This is a genomic window from Proteus sp. G2300 (assembly GCF_009915965.1).
Lineage (GTDB): Bacteria > Pseudomonadota > Gammaproteobacteria > Enterobacterales > Enterobacteriaceae > Proteus > Proteus vulgaris.
Genome location: NZ_JAABNK010000024.1, coordinates 116,813 through 134,491, shown reverse-complemented (window position 1 = coordinate 134,491; position 17,679 = coordinate 116,813). Strand labels below are relative to the sequence as shown.

At 34.5% G+C, this 17,679-nt stretch carries 17 protein-coding genes; 7 read left to right on the top strand and 10 right to left on the bottom strand.

Translation table 11 applies throughout. From position 1 onward, the window contains the following. The first annotated feature begins 4 nt into the window (after window positions 1–4). Window positions 5–322 (top strand): phage gateway protein, encoded by a 318-nt coding sequence (locus tag GWI97_RS18645; RefSeq protein ID WP_373364682.1) that lies wholly within the window; start codon window positions 5–7, stop codon window positions 320–322. A gap of 442 nt (window positions 323–764) precedes the next feature. On the opposite strand, the gene GWI97_RS15070 is transcribed toward GWI97_RS18645, so the two are convergent. Further along, window positions 765–944 (bottom strand): GhoT/OrtT family toxin, encoded by a 180-nt coding sequence (locus GWI97_RS15070; RefSeq protein WP_036935633.1) that lies wholly within the window; start codon window positions 942–944, stop codon window positions 765–767. A 697-nt stretch (window positions 945–1,641) separates the two neighbouring features. On the opposite strand from GWI97_RS15070, the gene GWI97_RS15065 reads away from it, so the two are divergent. Then, window positions 1,642–2,184 carry a DUF924 family protein gene (locus tag GWI97_RS15065; protein ID WP_036935636.1) on the top strand — a complete coding sequence of 181 codons (543 nt, stop codon included), beginning with the start codon at window positions 1,642–1,644 and terminating at the stop codon, window positions 2,182–2,184. 71 nt (window positions 2,185–2,255) lie between these two features. Here the strand turns inward: GWI97_RS15065 and GWI97_RS15060 are convergent, their stop codons facing one another. The 4 genes from GWI97_RS15060 to GWI97_RS15045 form a co-directional block, all read right to left on the bottom strand. After that, window positions 2,256–3,032 (bottom strand): dimethyl sulfoxide reductase anchor subunit family protein, encoded by a 777-nt coding sequence (locus GWI97_RS15060; RefSeq protein WP_161752129.1) that lies wholly within the window; start codon window positions 3,030–3,032, stop codon window positions 2,256–2,258. Between the two features lie 3 nt (window positions 3,033–3,035). Then, window positions 3,036–3,653: a DMSO/selenate family reductase complex B subunit gene (locus GWI97_RS15055; protein ID WP_036935639.1), complete on the bottom strand. Its 618-nt coding sequence runs from the start codon at window positions 3,651–3,653 to the stop codon at window positions 3,036–3,038. An 11-nt stretch (window positions 3,654–3,664) separates the two neighbouring features. After that, window positions 3,665–6,097 (bottom strand): DMSO/selenate family reductase complex A subunit, encoded by a 2,433-nt coding sequence (locus GWI97_RS15050; RefSeq protein ID WP_087802128.1) that lies wholly within the window; start codon window positions 6,095–6,097, stop codon window positions 3,665–3,667. 357 nt (window positions 6,098–6,454) lie between these two features. After that, the gene (locus tag GWI97_RS15045) at window positions 6,455–7,711 is read right to left on the bottom strand and encodes a mechanosensitive ion channel family protein (protein ID WP_036935644.1); all 1,257 of its coding nucleotides are present in this window, start codon (window positions 7,709–7,711) and stop codon (window positions 6,455–6,457) included. Between the two features lie 592 nt (window positions 7,712–8,303). Between GWI97_RS15045 and GWI97_RS15040 the strand changes: the two genes are divergently transcribed. Continuing rightward, the gene (locus GWI97_RS15040; protein WP_087802129.1) at window positions 8,304–9,926 is read left to right on the top strand and encodes a hypothetical protein; all 1,623 of its coding nucleotides are present in this window, start codon (window positions 8,304–8,306) and stop codon (window positions 9,924–9,926) included. Window positions 9,927–10,029: 103 nt separating this feature from the next. Here the strand turns inward: GWI97_RS15040 and GWI97_RS15035 are convergent, their stop codons facing one another. After that, window positions 10,030–10,608 carry an HdeD family acid-resistance protein gene (locus GWI97_RS15035; RefSeq protein ID WP_036935648.1) on the bottom strand — a complete coding sequence of 193 codons (579 nt, stop codon included), beginning with the start codon at window positions 10,606–10,608 and terminating at the stop codon, window positions 10,030–10,032. Window positions 10,609–10,804: 196 nt separating this feature from the next. On the opposite strand from GWI97_RS15035, the gene GWI97_RS15030 reads away from it, so the two are divergent. Beyond that, a complete protein-coding gene (locus GWI97_RS15030; protein ID WP_036935650.1) occupies window positions 10,805–11,659 on the top strand; it encodes a D-amino-acid transaminase in 855 nt (284 codons plus the stop codon). 97 nt (window positions 11,660–11,756) lie between these two features. Here the strand turns inward: GWI97_RS15030 and GWI97_RS15025 are convergent, their stop codons facing one another. After that, window positions 11,757–12,317: a helix-turn-helix domain-containing protein gene (locus tag GWI97_RS15025; protein WP_036935652.1), complete on the bottom strand. Its 561-nt coding sequence runs from the start codon at window positions 12,315–12,317 to the stop codon at window positions 11,757–11,759. A gap of 84 nt (window positions 12,318–12,401) precedes the next feature. Between GWI97_RS15025 and GWI97_RS15020 the strand changes: the two genes are divergently transcribed. Together GWI97_RS15020 and GWI97_RS15015 are read left to right on the top strand one after the other, a co-directional pair. Next, on the top strand, window positions 12,402–13,064 hold the full coding sequence (locus tag GWI97_RS15020; protein WP_123822299.1) for an AzlC family ABC transporter permease: 663 nt from the start codon (window positions 12,402–12,404) through the stop codon (window positions 13,062–13,064). Then, complete coding sequence (locus GWI97_RS15015) at window positions 13,061–13,390, top strand: AzlD domain-containing protein (protein ID WP_082239453.1); 330 nt, start codon at window positions 13,061–13,063, stop codon at window positions 13,388–13,390. Before GWI97_RS15020 ends, GWI97_RS15015 begins: the two co-directional genes overlap by 4 nt. Before the next feature lie 80 nt (window positions 13,391–13,470). Here GWI97_RS15015 and GWI97_RS15010 read toward each other — a convergent pair whose 3' ends face one another. The 3 genes from GWI97_RS15010 to GWI97_RS15000 form a co-directional block, all read right to left on the bottom strand. Beyond that, a complete protein-coding gene (locus tag GWI97_RS15010) occupies window positions 13,471–14,874 on the bottom strand; it encodes an ATP-binding protein (protein ID WP_036935658.1) in 1,404 nt (467 codons plus the stop codon). Then, complete coding sequence (locus GWI97_RS15005) at window positions 14,875–15,540, bottom strand: response regulator (RefSeq protein WP_036935660.1); 666 nt, start codon at window positions 15,538–15,540, stop codon at window positions 14,875–14,877. A 699-nt stretch (window positions 15,541–16,239) separates the two neighbouring features. After that, a complete protein-coding gene (locus GWI97_RS15000; protein ID WP_036935662.1) occupies window positions 16,240–16,971 on the bottom strand; it encodes a hypothetical protein in 732 nt (243 codons plus the stop codon). A 149-nt stretch (window positions 16,972–17,120) separates the two neighbouring features. Here GWI97_RS15000 and GWI97_RS14995 point away from each other — a divergent pair, with 149 nt between their 5' ends. Beyond that, a complete protein-coding gene (locus tag GWI97_RS14995) occupies window positions 17,121–17,459 on the top strand; it encodes a DUF5713 family protein (protein WP_196725702.1) in 339 nt (112 codons plus the stop codon). Window positions 17,460–17,679: the final 220 nt, after the last annotated feature.

Sequence of the window (17,679 nt, the reverse complement as noted above, 5' to 3'; positions counted from 1 at the left end):
ATTAGTGTTGAGGTTATTGCTGGTTTTCATCCGGAAAAAAATAAAAGATAGTAACCTTTTTATATTTTTCCCAATAAAGGAAGTTGGCCAAGGTTGGCAAAAAATAAATTATAATATTCAAGGTAATAATGCAAATCATAAAGAACAAAAACTGTTTGAATTAACATTCCAGGTTCAAGGTTTTATTAAACAACATTCAAATTTAACAGCAGGTGATTTAGTTAGAATGACTCGAATGATTATTAACTCGCTGTCTTTTGTTGAATCAATGAGAAAAATGGGAATTGGTATACAGCGAGCGACCGATATTATAAGCCATTAAGTGGAGATGTTACGGTAACATCGCAAGATATTTTTAATGGTCAGCTATTTTAATTGGCGTGAATCAAAATTTAAATAGCTATAAAACAGCAGGTATCTATTTTTAATATAGATTGAATAATAGAAGTGAAAAGTAATAGAAAATTATTTTTAACGAAATTGTTTTATCTTACTTTATTATCACTATCAATTCCCATGGGAATATAGTCATTCACCTCTTTCATTAAATTCTCTTTAATCTAATAGATAATATCAGCAATGACATTATCACTAAACATATTTTAGCGATAATTATAAAAACAGTTCTCTATTTTATAAAATAAATATGATTCACAATATACTAATATTACTTAATGAAATTATAATTTAAATTTAAAACAGTAAATAGTCATTATTCTAATTTAATAGAATATAACTATGTTTATTAAATATAATGTTAAGAACTAGCTGAAAATAGAAAAAATAAGCGCCATAGGGAAGCTAAGTGGCCAAGTGAGTGCGATTAATAATGCACTGAGAAGGCGCATAGCAAGACTGGGATCTTTCGTTAAAAAGAAAGTAATAATAAACGAGATCACAGCTCCAATAAGGTAGCTTATTCCAATAATAGCGATAGCAGACATAACGAATCATTCAGTAAATAGACTGTGGCGATTGTACTCCAAAATTGTTAAATAAACAGAGGAATAGGGCAAATTTTTCGATAAATGTCATAAGGAATGTGTGATTTTTAAACATTCATCTCACTTTTGATCGCTAGTTTTCTTGGGTTTTAATGACACAAGGTAGTAACAAATTTAAAATTATAAAAGTAAAAAATAGTTGTAGTGGATTGATTTTAATGGTTATTATTTACAATTTTTATTGTCATTAGACCTTTATCTTAAAAGCTTAAATAAGAGGCCTTGGATTTTTTTTAGTAGTTTTAGTATAAAAATTAAAATTTTCGAATGCTGATTTTTAAGGCAAGATAAGAATGATTGCGGGGGAAATATGTTGTTCAAAAAGCAAACGCAATAATGATATTAAAAATTGGTATCGACAAATGAAAAAATAAATGGAATACAGTTTTATACATATTGTAGATCAATTGGCTTATGGATGGCGCGACTTAATGGAGTTAAGCGTTAGCTAGGAAGCAATTTAAATCCTCTTTAAAGACAAAAGGGGATTTATTTTTTTATGTCTATTTAAGATAGGGGTTTATAGCGATGGTTATAGTAACATGTTAACTTATTGAATGTGACAACCCGTCAATGATATTTATTTTAATAAAAATAAATATTGTTTTGATAAATAGATAAAGAATGTGGTGGTTTTATGATCCCTTATCAATCAACTTTGACGTTTTGGTTTGAAGAATGCACTCCAGAGCAATGGTTTAAAAAAGATCTGCAGTTTGATAAAGAAATAAATCGTAGATTTGGTGAGCTATGTTTAAGCGCAAGTCGTGGTGAACTTGCATCATGGCGTGAAACGATAGAAGGGCGCTTAGCGGAAATTATTATTCTTGACCAATTTTCTCGTAATATTTGGCGTGATACACCAAAAGCCTTTGCACAAGATAATATGGCGCTAATTTTAGCACAAGAAGCCATTCGTTTACCTGAATATCTGACGTTAACACCCGTTAAACGTAAATTTATGATAATGCCATTTATGCATTCAGAATCACGTAAAATACACCAAGATGCGGTTGTATTATTTTCTCAGCTTAATGATGAAAATACGTATCAATATGAACTAAGACACAAAGAAATTATTGATAAATATGGTCGTTATCCTCATCGTAATGAAATCTTAGGCCGGACATCTACGCCAGAAGAATTAGCCTTTTTACAACAACCGGGCTCTTCATTCTAAAAAAAATGCATACCTAAAAAGGTATGCATTTTATTTTGTTACTTATAGATTAATATGTAAGTAAATCAAGATTACATCGTAATATGCCATAAGTTATAGAAGGCGATACGGCCTGATAACTCGGCAATAATGACCGCTGCAGCACAAGTTACCAGCGTCATTTTTGATGCTTGAGCTTTTACAGCAGTAAATCCAACGATCACCACGCCTAATGCTAATACTGCTAATTGGAATCCCCAAAATAGTGATTGATCCGCGCTAAGCTCGGGGCCGGTAAAGCCTAAGAAGCTAACATAGCCGGAGCGTGTAGCAAAAGTAATAATGGCACCGATAATAAAGGACAATGCGCCTAAACGTCTTGCGCCTGTTGCCATTGCCAGTACGCCACCACCCACTAAGAGGGTCATCCAAAATTGCAGTGTAGTGTAATCAGTATTCCAGTTAGCAATTGTTGGAATATGATAAACTTGCGGAATTGACCAAACGAATGCTAGACCAAAAACAACAGTAAACAGATTACAAATTTCACGTAATCCTTTCCATTTTTTCATTATAGTGAATGCAACAGTGACAAAAGCAAAACCTGTAAACACACCACTTAGGAACGCTTCGTTACTCATTGGAGAACGGCCAACGCCTAATAGCATATTGAAAAAACGCAGTGGCTGACCCACGTGTAATCCACCAATGCCTAAACCCACCAGCATTAGTATCAGCGCGAGGATATTGGCATTACGTAGTTGGTTCTCATCAATTTGACCTAATTTTTTACTGATATAAGCAATAAGAAACAGGCCTGCTGCTGAAGAACCTAAAACAGTAAAAAAGACTAGAGGAAGTTCATGCATGGTTTATACCTCCGCCGCATTTTGAACTGAGCCAGTTTTATCACCAGAAGGTTTTGCTTCTTTGTGAGCTTTGATAACGATATTGGGATTGGTCAGGCTAGGATCAGGCATAGGTGCGATACCACACTCAGTGCCGTGTTTTGCTCTGATCACTTCAATATCATCAAAATCCAATGCACGTTGAGGACATGATTCAACACAGACCGGTTTCATGCCTTGTGCTACACGTTCGTAGCAACCATCACATTTAGACATGAGTTTTTTCTTCTCATCGAATTGTGGTGCACCATAAGGACAACGCAATTCACAATAACGGCAACCAACACAAACATCTTGGTTAACAACCACTAAACCATCTTCTTCACGTTTGTGCATGGCCCCTGTTGGGCAACCTGCTACACAAGTTGGATTAGAACAATGGTTACAAGAAATGGATAAATAGTAACTATAGATATTTTGTGTCCAGATCCCGTCTTGTTTCGCCCAGCTACCACCGCCATATTCATAAACACGACGGAATTTAGGGCCTAAATCTAAATCTTTTTCATCCTTGCAACTGACTTGACATGTTTTACAGCCAGTGCATTTCGTGGAGTCAAAATAAAAACCATATTGCTTCATGAGTTAACTCCTTATGCACGTTTCACTTCAACAAGGTTTGTATGTTGTGGATTTCCTTTAGCAAACGGCGATGGGTGCCAGCTTGTTAATGTATTAATACATCCACCGGTATCTACACCTGTTGTATCAAGTGAACGCCATGCACCTTGCGGTACTGCAATCACACCAGGTAATACACGATCAGTCACTTTGACAAGAATATTTAGGCGACCACGTTCGTTATAAATTTCAGCGATATCGCCTGATTTTAACCCACGTTCTTGTGCATCAATTGGATTTAACCAGAATTGATGAGGGATAGCTTCACGTAGCATAGCAACGTTATAATAGCTTGAGTGAACGTGACCTTTATCGTGGAAACCTGTCATTTGCAGAGGGAATTTGGTTTTAAGCTTAAGGTTTTCAACGCCTTCTTCATTCTTACAATATTCTGGGATCGCAGGAATACGGTCACCTTCAGGTAAAATCCAGCCTTCGGTATCTTGCATTAATTTTTCAGAATAAATTTCAATCTTGCCTGACGCTGTTTTTAATGGATTAGCGATAGGATCTTGACGGAATGCTTCAAGTGCAACGTATTGATTACGATTTGGTAATTTACGATCGATAATCCCCATATCATTGGTTTCTGCAAAGGTAGGTAATGCAGGGTTTTTCTCTCGCATTTGGTTATAACAATACTCAATCCACTCTTCGTAAGTCCGACCTTCTGTAAATTGCGCTTTGGTACCCATTTTTTCTGCGATATCGGTTAAGACATCATAGCAAGGGCGGTTTTCCCAAAGTGGTTTAATCGCATTTTGTAAGCGGACAACATAGTGGTAAGCGCCACTGGCGTAAGAGTTATTGATAAGGTCGTTGGTTTCAACTGTTGTAACATCTGGCAGTAAAATATCCGCATATTTTGCAGAAGGTGTCATGTGGTTATCCCACACTAAAATAAACTCACATTTTGATTCATCTTGCAGTAAATCATGGGTTTTATTCAGGTCAGCGTGTTGGTTACCAATCACGTTACTGGAATAACACCACATAAATTTAATGCCAGTATCGAGTTTATCTTTATTTCTGACACCTGCATTTTTGCTGGTTAATTCTTCACCACGCGCAATGGCTTCAGACCACATGAAAGTGGGGATCAGTGTTTTTACAGGATTAGGTAGAGCGAAGCTTGCAACAGGATAAGCCACGTTCCCACCCCAACAGCCGGTATTTGTACCAGGACGACCGATATGACCTGACATTAATGGTAACATCATAATCGCACGGCAGGCTTGCTCACCATTTGAAGTACGTTGGATCCCCCAGCCTTGAGATATCCACGCAGCTCTTGCGCCTCCAATTTCACGTGCTAATTGGATAATACGTGCAACAGAAATACCCGTTAATTTACTTGCCCATTCTGGGGTTTTTGCAATGCCATCAGGACCATTACCCAAAATGTAATCTTTATAAGAGCCATTTTCAGGTGCTGATGCAGGGAGTGTTTGTTTATCCCAACCAACGCAATATTCACGTAAGAAGTCTTCATCGGTGATACCTTCTTGGATCATCACATAGCCTAATGCAGCGACTAATGCCGCATCAGTACCAGGATAAATAGGGATCCATTCGGCACCCAGTGTTGTCACACTGTCAGTGCGACGAGGGTCGATGATGATAACTTTACTTTTGCTCTTATCTAACGCATTTAGCGTTTCATAGAACTGGCCACCACCGGACATACGTGTTTCAGCAAGGTTATGACCAAACATCACAACGAGATCTGAATTCTCAATTTCTGTTAACAGCGATTCCAGCATATCGCCATAAACGTAAGGGACGATACCTGTTAATTGAGAGTAAGAATAAGTACCGTAGTCACTTAAAAAACCACCTACAGTGCTTAATAAACGTTTACATGCGGTTCTGCCGTGTAAGTTTGCACCAGTAGAGCCTGTACCGTACTGGTAATAAATTGCTTCATTACCATACTTTTCAATGGTGTATTTTAATTTTTCGGCGATGATTGATGTTGCTTCATCCCAAGAAATACGTTCAAATTTACCTTCACCTCGTTTACCCACACGCTTCATTGGGTATTTTAAACGGTCTGGGTTATACGTTTTCCAACGTACAGAACGACCACGTAGACATGGGCGAATTTGGTGAAGACCAAATGTTGAATCGTCATACATAGTTTCATTAGAAATTCGACGAATAACGCCATCTTTCACATGAACTTTTAATGGGCAACGGCTACCACAGTTCACTAAGCATGCACTGTATTTGATAGTTTCTGAAGTCTCATCAGGACGAATACCCTGGGGGGTTTGAGCATGAGCAGCGAATGGTAATGAAACCGTTCCTGCAACGGCTGCAGCACCAGAAAGAACGGCTGCAGACTGAATGAATCCACGCCGACTCATTTCAGTAATAGAAGTGTTATTTTTAATTTTTGACATTGACATTACCCTAACATTTTTCACAACAAGTAAAGTTGTATATCTATGTTAAGTTATAACCCTTCTACCTATAATGATTTATATCAATATAAAAAATGTTAATAACGTTATCTAAAAAAATAATTATTAAACAAATGGTTACATTTTTTGATAAATACCACTTTAGTGGTAAATAAAATATCAAACAAATAGGATTTAGCAATTAATCGGAATATAAAAAATAACATATCGTTTTAAGGTGATTACCAATAAAACAAGATTGTTAATATGATAACAAAATAAAAAGTTGAAAATATTTGTTAATACAAAAAGCCAAAAGGAGAATGTATCTCCTTTATGACTTTAGATAAAAATAATTTATTGCAGGTTATTTTCTACAGGTAATCTGAGTGCTCTTACATCATTTCCTGTTGGCGATTGATGCACTCTTAAACCAAATTGAGGCAAAATAGCAAAAATATGATCAAAAATATCTGATTGGATTGCTTCGTATTGTACCCAAACCGTTGTGTTGGTAAACGCATAAATCTCAATGGGAAGGCCATCAGACGTTGGTGCTAACTGTCTTACCATAATTGTCATTTGTTTATGTACATTGGGATGATTTTTTAAATAAGCTTCAACATAAGCACGAAAAGTACCAATATTAGTCATGGCGCGCTGGTTCAATGGGACTTGACTTTCATTGCCTAACGTCGCGTTAAAGTCATTAATTTCACTTTCTTTATTTTTGATATAAGGTGCCAGCAGATGTGCTTTTTCTAAATCATCGATTTGCTTTTTATCTAAAAAATGAATGCTATTGATATCAAGTGAGAGGCTCCGTTTAATACGGCGCCCTCCTGATTTTGTCATTGCTTGCCAGTTTTTAAACGAATCTGAAATAAGTGAATAAGTTGGGATGGTGGTAACGGTGTTATCCCAATTACGAACTTTAACAGTAGTTAAACTAATATCAATAACTGCACCATCAGCGCCATATTTAGGCATCTCTAACCAATCACCTAGGCTTATCATGTTGTTTGCGGATAACTGAATACCAGCCACCAATCCCATAATGGGATCTTTAAACACCAACATTAATACGGCTGTCATTGCCCCTAAACCACTGAGTAAAATTAGGGGGGATTTGCCTATTAGCAGGGAAATAATCATTATCCCAATTAGGACAGAAGCAGCAAGTTTTAAACTTTGAAAAATACCTTTTAATGGTAATCGGCCAAAAGAGGACGAATTTCTCATAATCTGCATGCAAAGATCCATAATAGAGAAAAGCATCAATAAGCCGAAAATTAAACACCAAACTTGAGCACTGGTGGTAAGAATTTCTTGTGTTTTACCTGCGCCCATCCAAACAAGTGCTTGAATATTAACAACGATACCTTGGATTAAAAAAGCAAAACGACTAAATAATTTGTTTATTTCTAACGAAAGTTGCCATTTTTGATCATATTGACTGACGGCTTTTGAAATTCTAGGTAAGACTAATTTGTGCAAAATAAAATGAAGAACAAGGGCGACAAGGAAAATAATAGCCAAAACAAGTAATAGAGAAGCGATTTGAGCGTATTCCTCATTGAATTGACGTATCCATGTAAGCAGTTGCTGCTGCATAAAATATCCTCATAATTAATATGTGTTGTGCATTAAGAGTACAGAAAAGAGATCTTAGTTCAAGGAGGTGAATTTTTTGTTACGAAAGATGCGCGGAAGAGTGAGGTCAGAAAAAAGAAGTGTATTGAATAAAAGCCAGAAATAGTCTTTTTGCGATGAGGGTGCTACTTCTGGCTTTTCTATTTTTATTTTAAATTAAATGCTTAAAGCAAGCGAGTTGATGATAATTGTACAACAACTTGGTGCAAGTGAGTAATAAAAGAAGTCATTGATTTCATATTAAGTATCCTATTAATAAAATGTGATTTGCGTCACAAATATTTTCTAAGATTGATTTTAATCACATTCTCATAACAGTCAATAGCTTCATGCAAAAATATTTTAAATTTTAAATTATTTTTTATATCAAACGCATTTTTTGTCTATCTAATCGTTGCTATCTTACTCGTAAATTTCTTTATCTTATTGTTTATTAATTGTTTTTATTTTCGTTTGTTAATAATGCTCAGTTGACTTTTTTCTATTGTGATTTTCACTGAAATTTTTTGCTTTAAGCTCAAAATGGAATCGGAAAAAGAAAGGAAATCACTCAATGAATATCGAAACGAAAGAAGAGCGTTTGCAGAAAATATTACAAGGCGAGAAAGAAATTTTAGAGTTTCAACCTCCTGCCTATAGTACTCAGGCTCAAGCCGTTATTGACGCAGATGTGAAGATTGAATTTAATCAGGTCAAAGAATCCCCTGATGAAGTTGATAATGAAGTAAAAATGAATCGAGTCATCAAATATGAAGTTATTGTAACGGGGATCAATTTACGTTTGGCAGAATGGCGTACCAGCCCTAAAGGAATTTTAATTTTGCCTAATAATAAAGATGTCTACATTACGATTGTTGATAACAATAAAACAGAGATCTCTTTAACAGGAAATCGTAATGGGGTGGCGTCATTACAATTGATACTAAAAGATGAAGATGACGAAAGTATCGTGTATTACGCAACGCCAATACAAATTCGTGTTACGCCTCCAAAGCCTAATCCTAGTACTGATTGTACTGCGACTAACTGTGAGCAATTTGATGATTTATTGACGATACGCTCGGAGTCTATGCAGTGGCCAAGTAAATGGGAAAGCGTGTCTAAAAGCTTTGTTGTTCATTTACAAGATCATGAGGGGGAAGATGTATCAAATAAAGAAGTTAAATTAGTCTACGATGTTGATAATAGTACACTTGGCGTTGAACCCGAAATTTATAATGCTGATGGCGAGAAGATAAATATAGGGAAAACAAATAAATATGGTATCGCGAATTTTAAAGTTAAATTTAAAAAGAGTGAGCCAAAACAAATTGCTATTTTTCATGCTGAATCTGAAAATAGTGAAGATCCCACTAAGCCAGTGAAATCAAGAGATTATTATGTTGAAATCACAACGGAGAAGCTCCCCTCTCCGAAAGTACCAGCAACATTAAATGGGATTTTAAGTTATCACAGTGAAAATTATTGTGTGAATGCCAATCTTATTTTAGGACGAGATATTAGTGAAAGTACTCAAGTTGGTTTTTATTTTAATGACCAATTAAAAATGTTGCCTTGTACTGATAAATCCGCGGTTTCTGTTAGATTGGAAAATCAAGCATTAACAAATGGTATTCATTACATCTCTTTCTTTACCGTTGATATATTCGATAATATCTGTTTTTCTCGCCGAGAGCGTATTATTGTTGATAATTCTTTGACAGGAGAGTGTAGTAAGCAAATTAAAAATATTGCGCCTAAACCTTGCATTAGTGTCACTATTCCACAAATTTGCGATCGTTATTTTAACTCTGTCAATATTAGGCTTGTACCTTCTTTATGCTTACAAATTAAAAATCGTGTTGCAAAAATGCATATCCAAAAAATGGTTATCATTTTTAATGGTTATTCTAAAGTGAATGGCAGTGAAAGAACGTTAGTGTATCGTTCTACACTTGAAATCTATGCAGATGATCCTCGTTTAGGTAACTTCTTACATGATACAACACCAAATAATGAACCTATAAATATGGTTGAAATATTAGAGCCTGCATTAGAAAGTATTTTGGCTGATGCACTACCGAATATTGAAGTCGGACAATTAGGTATCCAAGTGATGATATTTGAAAATACAGGGAATTGTTATCTTTGTGGGGAAAATATGTATACGGTATCTCTGCGCTTACCTTGTGCTTAAGACCTCTGTTTAACAGAAAGAATAGTCTTCCTGCTCAAGAGCCACATGATGTGGCTCTTCATTTCGATAAAACAAATAAGAATATTATTACCGTATAGTTAAATTAGCGTGTCATTCTTTTTATTGCACTCGTTATCGATAATATGGTGATAGAGCTTAAAATCAGTTGTATACCAATCAATGCCATAACTAATGCTATTGAGGTTTCAGGACCGAAAGCAAATAAGAAATAAGCAATCACTAAATCCAAAAATCCCGCCAAGATATTAAACCAGCCATAAAAGTTATCTTTGATTTGTTTGAAACCAATATTTAGACGTAATATCCCTGCAAAAATAAAGAGAAAGCCGATAAAAAAAGCGAGGCTAAGCATACCGTTTAGTGGGTCAGTAATAAAAATATAGCCAAGTAAAAGATAAATAAAACCAGCTAATAACGTAATGAGCATTGACCAACCTGAAGAAACTTGGGAATTGAACCCGCCAATAATACTGGATATTGCACAGGCAAAGAAAACGACACCCAGTAATATACTGATAACAACACCAGAAGAGAGAGGGTTAATAATACAGATAAAACCTGCAATGAAGCCTAATGTGGCAATAATATTCATTAAGGTACATTGCTTTTTAACCAGTTTCTCTGTTAGCTGAGATAAATTATTCTTATTAATATCTAACATAGTAACCTCTTTATCCTTAATATATGGAACATAAGTTAAATTATAGCAATTTTTGCTTATATAACATGACTTCTTTAAATAAAACTATAATTAAAAAGGAGTAGAGAAGGTGAGTAATCACCTTTGAAATGTAAAGTTGAAGGAGTAAGGTAGTGAGCTAAGATTAAATGTTAATAAAAGTTATAACGGAGGTAAAATGTCTGATATTGTGTATTTAAATAATCAGTTTGTACCTAAAGAACAGGCTAAAATATCTGTTTTTGACCGTGGTTTTTTATTTGCAGACGCGGTTTATGAAGTTACCGCAGTGATTGATAGTCACCTCATTGACTTCGAAGGGCATTTTCAACGTTTACAGCGTTCGTGCAAAGAATTAGGATTATCCCTTCCTATAACGAAAGCGCAGTTAATTAATGTTCATCAGCGACTTATTAAAAATAACCATCTTCATGAAGGGCTTATTTATTTACAAATAACCCGAGGTACTGATTCATCTCGCTTTTTTGATTTTCCTGCTTCATCAATTCCTTCCACAATAGTTGCTTTTGTTCAGCACTCCACCATAATTAATCACCCTAATGCAAAAAAAGGTATTTCGGTGATCAGTGTTGATGATATTCGTTGGCAGCGTTGTGATATTAAAACAGTGTCATTATTAGCTGCGTGTTTAGCAAAACACCATGCTCATCAACAAGGCGCTGACGATGCTATTTTAATAAAAGACGGTTATATCACTGAAGGAAGCTCAAGTAATTTCTTTATTATCAATTATGATAATGAAATTATTACTCGTCCATTGAGTCAATGTATTTTGCCTGGTATTACGCGTCAGGCTATTATTCAATTAGCGCAAGAGAAAGGCCTTAAAGTTATTGAGCGTTTATTTACACTTGATGAAGTGAAAAATGCAAATGAAGCTTTTATTAGTTCAGCAACCACATTGATTTGGCCAGTAACCTCAGTAGATAATGAGCTTATCAATCAGGGGAAAGTAGGGCCTTTATCGCAGCGTTTACGTCAAATTTACCTCGATAAAGCGATTCAGAAATAATGAGTTATTGGATAAAAAGGTACTTGTAAAAGTTATCGCACTGTTTTCTGATTTTTATTGCAATATAACAGTGCGATAAATTTATTATTTCGTGAGGTTAATTATGATGTTCAATAATCATTACTGCAGTTGTATCTGGCTCTAATGCCCGCAATACATGAGTAACATCTCCGGGATAGCAAATATAATCTCCGGGTTGCAATTCTTGTTGATTATCTAGCGTTCCTACTATTGCACTACCACTGATTATAATAATATGTTCAGTCACATTTTTACTGTGGGGATCTGACACTCTGTCTTTTCCTGGTTGAGCAATCACTGTGTATATATCGCGTTTTGCCCCCACAGGACAGGAAGACAGTAAAAAAGCATGATAATACGCTTTCTCTGCACTAATTTTAAAACCATCACCTTTGCGAATAACTTTAACTTCAGATTGTGGTGCTGAAATAAGTTGAGAAAAGGGAATATTTAATGCAACACAAATCGCCCAGAGTGTTTCAATACTTGGGTTTCCTTGGCCCGCTTCTAATTGAGATAATGTGGATTTTGCAATACCTGCTCGTCTTGCAATTTCAGCAAGCGAAAGGCCCGCTTTTTTTCTCTCTCGAGCTAGAGCCTGAGAAATAATTTCAATAGGCGCACAAGGCGATGACATCATAGCTTCCTTTAAAATCATCTTGCAAAAAAATATATCGTTCAACATAATGAACGATATGTTCAATAAAAAATACGATATTCTATGCAAATTAACAGTCGCCTTGATAATAACGTACTTAGAGACATTCTGCTTGTTTCATTAGCCGATGGCATTGTAGGTATTTCTTATGGTGCTTTAGCTCATACTCAAGGGTTTGATTTTTGGGTGCCATTGGTGCTATCCATTTTTGTTTTAGCTGGCGCTTCTGAGTTTCTTTTTATTGGTGTTGTGGCGATGGGAGGAAGTGCAATTTATGCAGCACTTGCTGGGTTAATGGTCAATGCGCGACATATTCCATTTAGTATGGCGGTAAAAGATTTACCCGGAAAAGGGCTTAAGTCATTACTAGGTTTTCATATATTAAATGATGAAAGTGTTGTATTTGGTTTATCTCAACGAACGGCAGAGCAAAATAAACGCGCATTTTGGGCGTGTGGATTGAGTATTTTTCTGGTTTGGCCTTTAGGAACCATGCTTGGTGTTTACTTAGGGTCATTTATTGTAGATATAAAGATGTTAGGGCTAGATGCGATGTTTCCAGCCATCATTCTCGCATTAAGTCTACCAGCATTAAAAAATAAACTAACACGCCATGCAGCAATAATAGGAAGCATTATTGCACTCGCAACCACATTATTCCTCCCTGTTGGGATCCCCGTTTTATTATCGCTATTAGGCGTGTTATTTGTGTTAAGGAGAATATAATGTCCACAGCATCTATTATTACAGGAGTTATTATTCTCGCGGTTGGCACATATGCTATGCGTCTTTCTGGAATATTACTTAACAGTAAATCGGGAGTTTCTCCTCGCGTAAAAGAGATACTTTCATTATCGGCCATTGTTATTTTATTCTCAGTTGCAATGACTTCGACATTTTTTGATGGTAATCAACTCGCTGATATATCAAAAATTATTGGTGTCGGTGTGGCAGGTGTTCTCACTTGGAAAAAAAAGCCATTTATTATGATTGTACTAAGCGCTGCAATAGTGACAGCAGGGTTACGTTGGTTAATACGTCTTTGGGGATAAATTTATTATTAACGTTATGGTAATCAAAAAAGGAGGTATTTATACCTCCTTTTTAATAGATTTTATTCGTTAATGGATGATTAATCATTTTCTGATGATTGGGGTTCTCGTGGTAGCGCAATAATAAAACCGATCCCCTTATTATTAATCCCTTCAGTTACGATTAATGATGCTTGAATTTTATTTGCGAGATTAAGAGCAATAGATAAACCTAAGCCACTACCTGTTTCATTAGATCCAGGTACACGATAAAAACGAGAAAAGAGGGCATTAATATGTTCTTTTGCCACCCCAGGTCCATTATCACGCACAATAACGTTAACCCCTTCAGCATATTTATTTTCAATAGTGATCTCTACTTGGCTACCTTTAGGGCAATATTTAATAGCATTATCAAGTAGATTATTAAAAATAGAGAGTAACGCCTGTTTATCTGTTTTAAGCGTTAAAGACTGCCCCTCATTTAGTGATAATTCGATATTTTTAGTAATTGCGTATGGGACACGTTGCGCTATTGCATTACCAATGACATTATAGATATCAAGTGTTTCTATTTTAAGAGGAAAATCATCACATTCTAATCGCGCTAAATCAATTAATTGATGAGAAAGGGCTGCTGCTCTATCAAGCGATTGTTTCATATCATCAATAATTTCTTCACGCTCTTGTTGATCATCAACTAAAGAGAGTAAATGTAGTTGGGCAATAACGGCTGCGATAGGTGTTCTTAATTCATGAGCCGCATCAGCCATAAATTGTTTTTCACGAATATTAGCTGTATCAATTCTTGCCATTAATTGGTTTAATTCTTTAAAGATTGGACGTATTTCTTTAAATTGCTGACTGACATTAATAGGGGTTAAGTTACGAGGTCTGCGATTAGAAATAAGTTCTGCGGCTTGTCTTAATGGACGTAAACTAAAATAAGCGGTAATTAAAATGGCCAAAATAACCGTTGCAAGTATAAATAAAAAAGGTACAAATGTTCCTTCAACCGGATTACCAATAACATGACCTCTATCTTCAACGGATTCACCGATAAACACTTTTATTTTATGTTTGTCTCCCCAGCTAAAAGAGAGTATCCATTTTTCTCCTGCGACAGAAACTTTTTCTGATGCTAATGAAAGGACTCTTGTAGGGATGGGTAATTCAGGGCGATTAGTATAAATTAGGGTATTATTTTCATCTAAGGCGATAAACCAAGGTAAATATTGTAATTCATCATCTTCACCATTAAGCATAGCGTCGATATACATACCTTGTAAGTTATGTGCGATTTCTTTGAGCACTTCAGGTTGGTCAGCAACAATTTCTAGGGTATTAGCAAAACCTTTAGCGATAATTTCTTGCTGTTTATTATAAATATTTTCGAATTCAGCAAGATAATCAAATTGTATCCACGCTAACCATACCCCCCAGAGCATAACAATAGAGATAATCTGAAGAACAATAGTGTAAATAAAGAAAGAACGGATCTTCATTTAGTTAGCTTCTTTTTTTAATAAATAACCCACACCACGTACGGTGATAATACGTTCTTTTCCTATTTTTCTGCGTAAATTATGCATGTGGACTTCGAGGGAATTACTTTCAATTTTATCGTCTAAACCAAATAAGCGTTGCTCTAACTCTGATTTACGCACCACATTGTCAGTATTACGCATTAATTCATATAACAATTGATATTCTTTACCTGATAATAAAAGAAGCTCGTCATTTAAGGTTACTTGGTGGTTTGCTGGATTAAGCTGTAAATCACCAATAGACCATATTTGTGATGAAAAACCCGCCATTCTACGGCTAACTGCTTTTACGCGAGAAATAAGTTCTGGCATAGCAAAAGGCTTCGGTAAAAAATCATCAGCTCCAGAATCTAATGTTTGTACTAAATTGTCGATTTGAGTACGGGCCGTTAAAATGATAATTGGGATTTTTTCACCATTTTTTCTAAGTGAAATAAGTTCATCTTGTCCGTCACCATCAGGTAGACCCAAATCTAATAACATTAAATCAAAAGGGCGCTGGCTCAGTTGAACACGGGCATCAGCAAGTAATCTAACCCAGCATGGATGAAAACCAGCAATTTCAAGCCCACGACAAAGTGCTTTACCGAGTTGTAAATCGTCTTCAACCAACAAAATATTCATAATAATACCTATCTAAAATCGTCTTAAGAAAGTATAAGAGCCAAACAAAAATTGAGCAATATAATAAAATGTAAAGTCAAGTTTGATTAATGAACTCTTAATGTAAGATAAAATTTTATTTAATATGTTTTTTTACTAAAAATAAATGATTTTAAAAAGAAAGTATTATTATGAATCACTTTATTAAGGTAACTATTGTTCTACTTTGTTATTCCAAGGAATTTAATGTTAAATTTAAAAGATGAGCTAAGATAGAATTGTTTTTATTAATTCATTTTAACTAATATATTTTTCACGCTATTATGCTACGCTAACGTAAATGATTCATCTAAGACACTTGCTATTTTAAAATAGAATATAATTCTACTTAAGAGTAAGTAAATATAGTTGTGTATTTAGCATAAAGTAAATATAAAAAATTAATTTCATTGATTAATATGTCTATTAAAATGATACTTTATTCTTTTATTGAAATAAAAAAATAGATTTAATATACCCATGTTGTGCAACAATTTATTAGATTTAAATTACTTACTCTATTCATCTATACTCTTGCAATAGAAGTTTCGTGTTTTAAAAGGAATTTAATTTTTATTAAAAGGATTTTATATGAAATTAGATGGTGTTATTTAGTATACATTAAATCATTCTGTGTCAGAAATGCTCCCATCCCTCTGGGAGCATTTCCCATAGGAATTATTACTCACAAAATGAGTTATTCCATAAGTTTAAATCAAATGACAAGTTTAACGGCTTTGTTAAATCATTTGCTATATTCTGAAATTCTATTTTTGCTTGTTCTAGACGTTGTTTATCATTCTCAGGAATGAAGTTATCTTTTATAGGTAAGTCATCTAATTTATATTCTTCCAATAATATTCCATTTCCCCAACGCTGAAATAGCCAATAACTACTTGGCATCAATGTATAATTAGTGCCTGTAATTAATGTTGTTCTATCAGATTGATAATGTACAGGGATTAACTGATTAGCGATATTATCCCAAATCCAACCTTTATAAGTTCCATCAGCTAAACGAGCTATCGACCAGTGCATATCATCAGGCCGATAAAAATTAAGTTCTGCTAAAGGCATATAAATTGGACTATTTGTAGATAATGAGGCTTGAATAAGGCCATTTTTAAAATAAGAGATAGCCAATATTTTGTTATTGTTAGTTAATTTTAAATGACAACTATTCCATTGTGTTATTCTCAATCCATTTTTTTCTGAAATTTCTGGAATTGAAATTACGGAATCTGTTGTACTGTTTTTTTCGGGTAGATAGTAATGGCCTGTAATATATTCACCATTATTGCCATAAAACTGCCATGTTGCTAAAGGTGAGGATTTAAAAGAAGAATTAAAAATAAAGAGAGAAAGCAGAGCAATAGTCAAAAAAAGAAATATTATTTGTGTTTTTTTAGTCATTTTACTTTATTGCCTATTTACTAGTAAAGTTGTATAAGTTTAGTGTAACAGAAACTCATTATTTAATTAAAAAACGTAATCTGTTTTGCCAGAAAGAGGGCGTGTATAGCTTCATGTCTTTAAGGTAAATACTTAAATAGGATTGTATAATGATTAAAAATTCGATTTTAGCCTCACACGCTTTTTTAAATGAGATGGAAAATGATGGATATTATCCAGCCCATCTTGTAAAAAAAGGACAAGCTTTACTTAAAGCACTGTGTTTAAAAATTGAAGCAACATCGCCTAAAAGTTTAGCAGAACTTTATATTCTAACTCAAAAGACGACAGAGCAATTTAATGATCTTGCAGAAGAGTTTTGTGAAGAAGGGAGTGATATTGAGACTGTTGCAAGAGAGTGTATTGCGGAAGATTTCGGTATTATTGCTGATGAATATGGTTTTGAAGATGCTGATATAGAAGAATTAATAGCAACAAGAGATTGGTAAAAATGATGAGAAAACAAGATAATGTTTTCTCATTTTCATTAAATTTAATTATTTTCTTAAATAAATAAAATTTATACAAATTCAAAGTGACGTGTATTTATATCACATCATTTACTATCTAGATGATAATGAGAATAATTTAATTAACGAAGAAATGTTTATTAATGCATTCGCCTACAGTCTTATTTTTATTTCTTTCAATAAGACCTTAATTGTGCTG

Excerpts from the sequence above, each read along its gene's own strand:
- GWI97_RS15005 (WP_036935660.1), bottom strand. The coding sequence starts at position 15,540 with ATGAATATTTTGTTGGTTGAAGACGATTTACAACTCGGTAAAGCACTT.
- GWI97_RS15040 (WP_087802129.1), top strand. The coding sequence starts at position 8,304 with ATGAATATCGAAACGAAAGAAGAGCGTTTGCAGAAAATATTACAAGGC.
- GWI97_RS15035 (WP_036935648.1), bottom strand. The coding sequence starts at position 10,608 with ATGTTAGATATTAATAAGAATAATTTATCTCAGCTAACAGAGAAACTG.
- GWI97_RS15030 (WP_036935650.1), top strand. The coding sequence starts at position 10,805 with ATGTCTGATATTGTGTATTTAAATAATCAGTTTGTACCTAAAGAACAG.
- GWI97_RS15050 (WP_087802128.1), bottom strand. The coding sequence starts at position 6,097 with ATGTCAAAAATTAAAAATAACACTTCTATTACTGAAATGAGTCGGCGT.
- GWI97_RS15070 (WP_036935633.1), bottom strand. The coding sequence starts at position 944 with ATGTCTGCTATCGCTATTATTGGAATAAGCTACCTTATTGGAGCTGTG.
- GWI97_RS15045 (WP_036935644.1), bottom strand. The coding sequence starts at position 7,711 with ATGCAGCAGCAACTGCTTACATGGATACGTCAATTCAATGAGGAATAC.
- GWI97_RS14995 (WP_196725702.1), top strand. The coding sequence starts at position 17,121 with ATGATTAAAAATTCGATTTTAGCCTCACACGCTTTTTTAAATGAGATG.
- GWI97_RS15010 (WP_036935658.1), bottom strand. The coding sequence starts at position 14,874 with ATGAAGATCCGTTCTTTCTTTATTTACACTATTGTTCTTCAGATTATC.
- GWI97_RS15000 (WP_036935662.1), bottom strand. The coding sequence starts at position 16,971 with ATGACTAAAAAAACACAAATAATATTTCTTTTTTTGACTATTGCTCTG.
- GWI97_RS15060 (WP_161752129.1), bottom strand. The coding sequence starts at position 3,032 with ATGCATGAACTTCCTCTAGTCTTTTTTACTGTTTTAGGTTCTTCAGCA.
- GWI97_RS15025 (WP_036935652.1), bottom strand. The coding sequence starts at position 12,317 with ATGTCATCGCCTTGTGCGCCTATTGAAATTATTTCTCAGGCTCTAGCT.
- GWI97_RS15020 (WP_123822299.1), top strand. The coding sequence starts at position 12,402 with ATGCAAATTAACAGTCGCCTTGATAATAACGTACTTAGAGACATTCTG.
- GWI97_RS15065 (WP_036935636.1), top strand. The coding sequence starts at position 1,642 with ATGATCCCTTATCAATCAACTTTGACGTTTTGGTTTGAAGAATGCACT.
- GWI97_RS15055 (WP_036935639.1), bottom strand. The coding sequence starts at position 3,653 with ATGAAGCAATATGGTTTTTATTTTGACTCCACGAAATGCACTGGCTGT.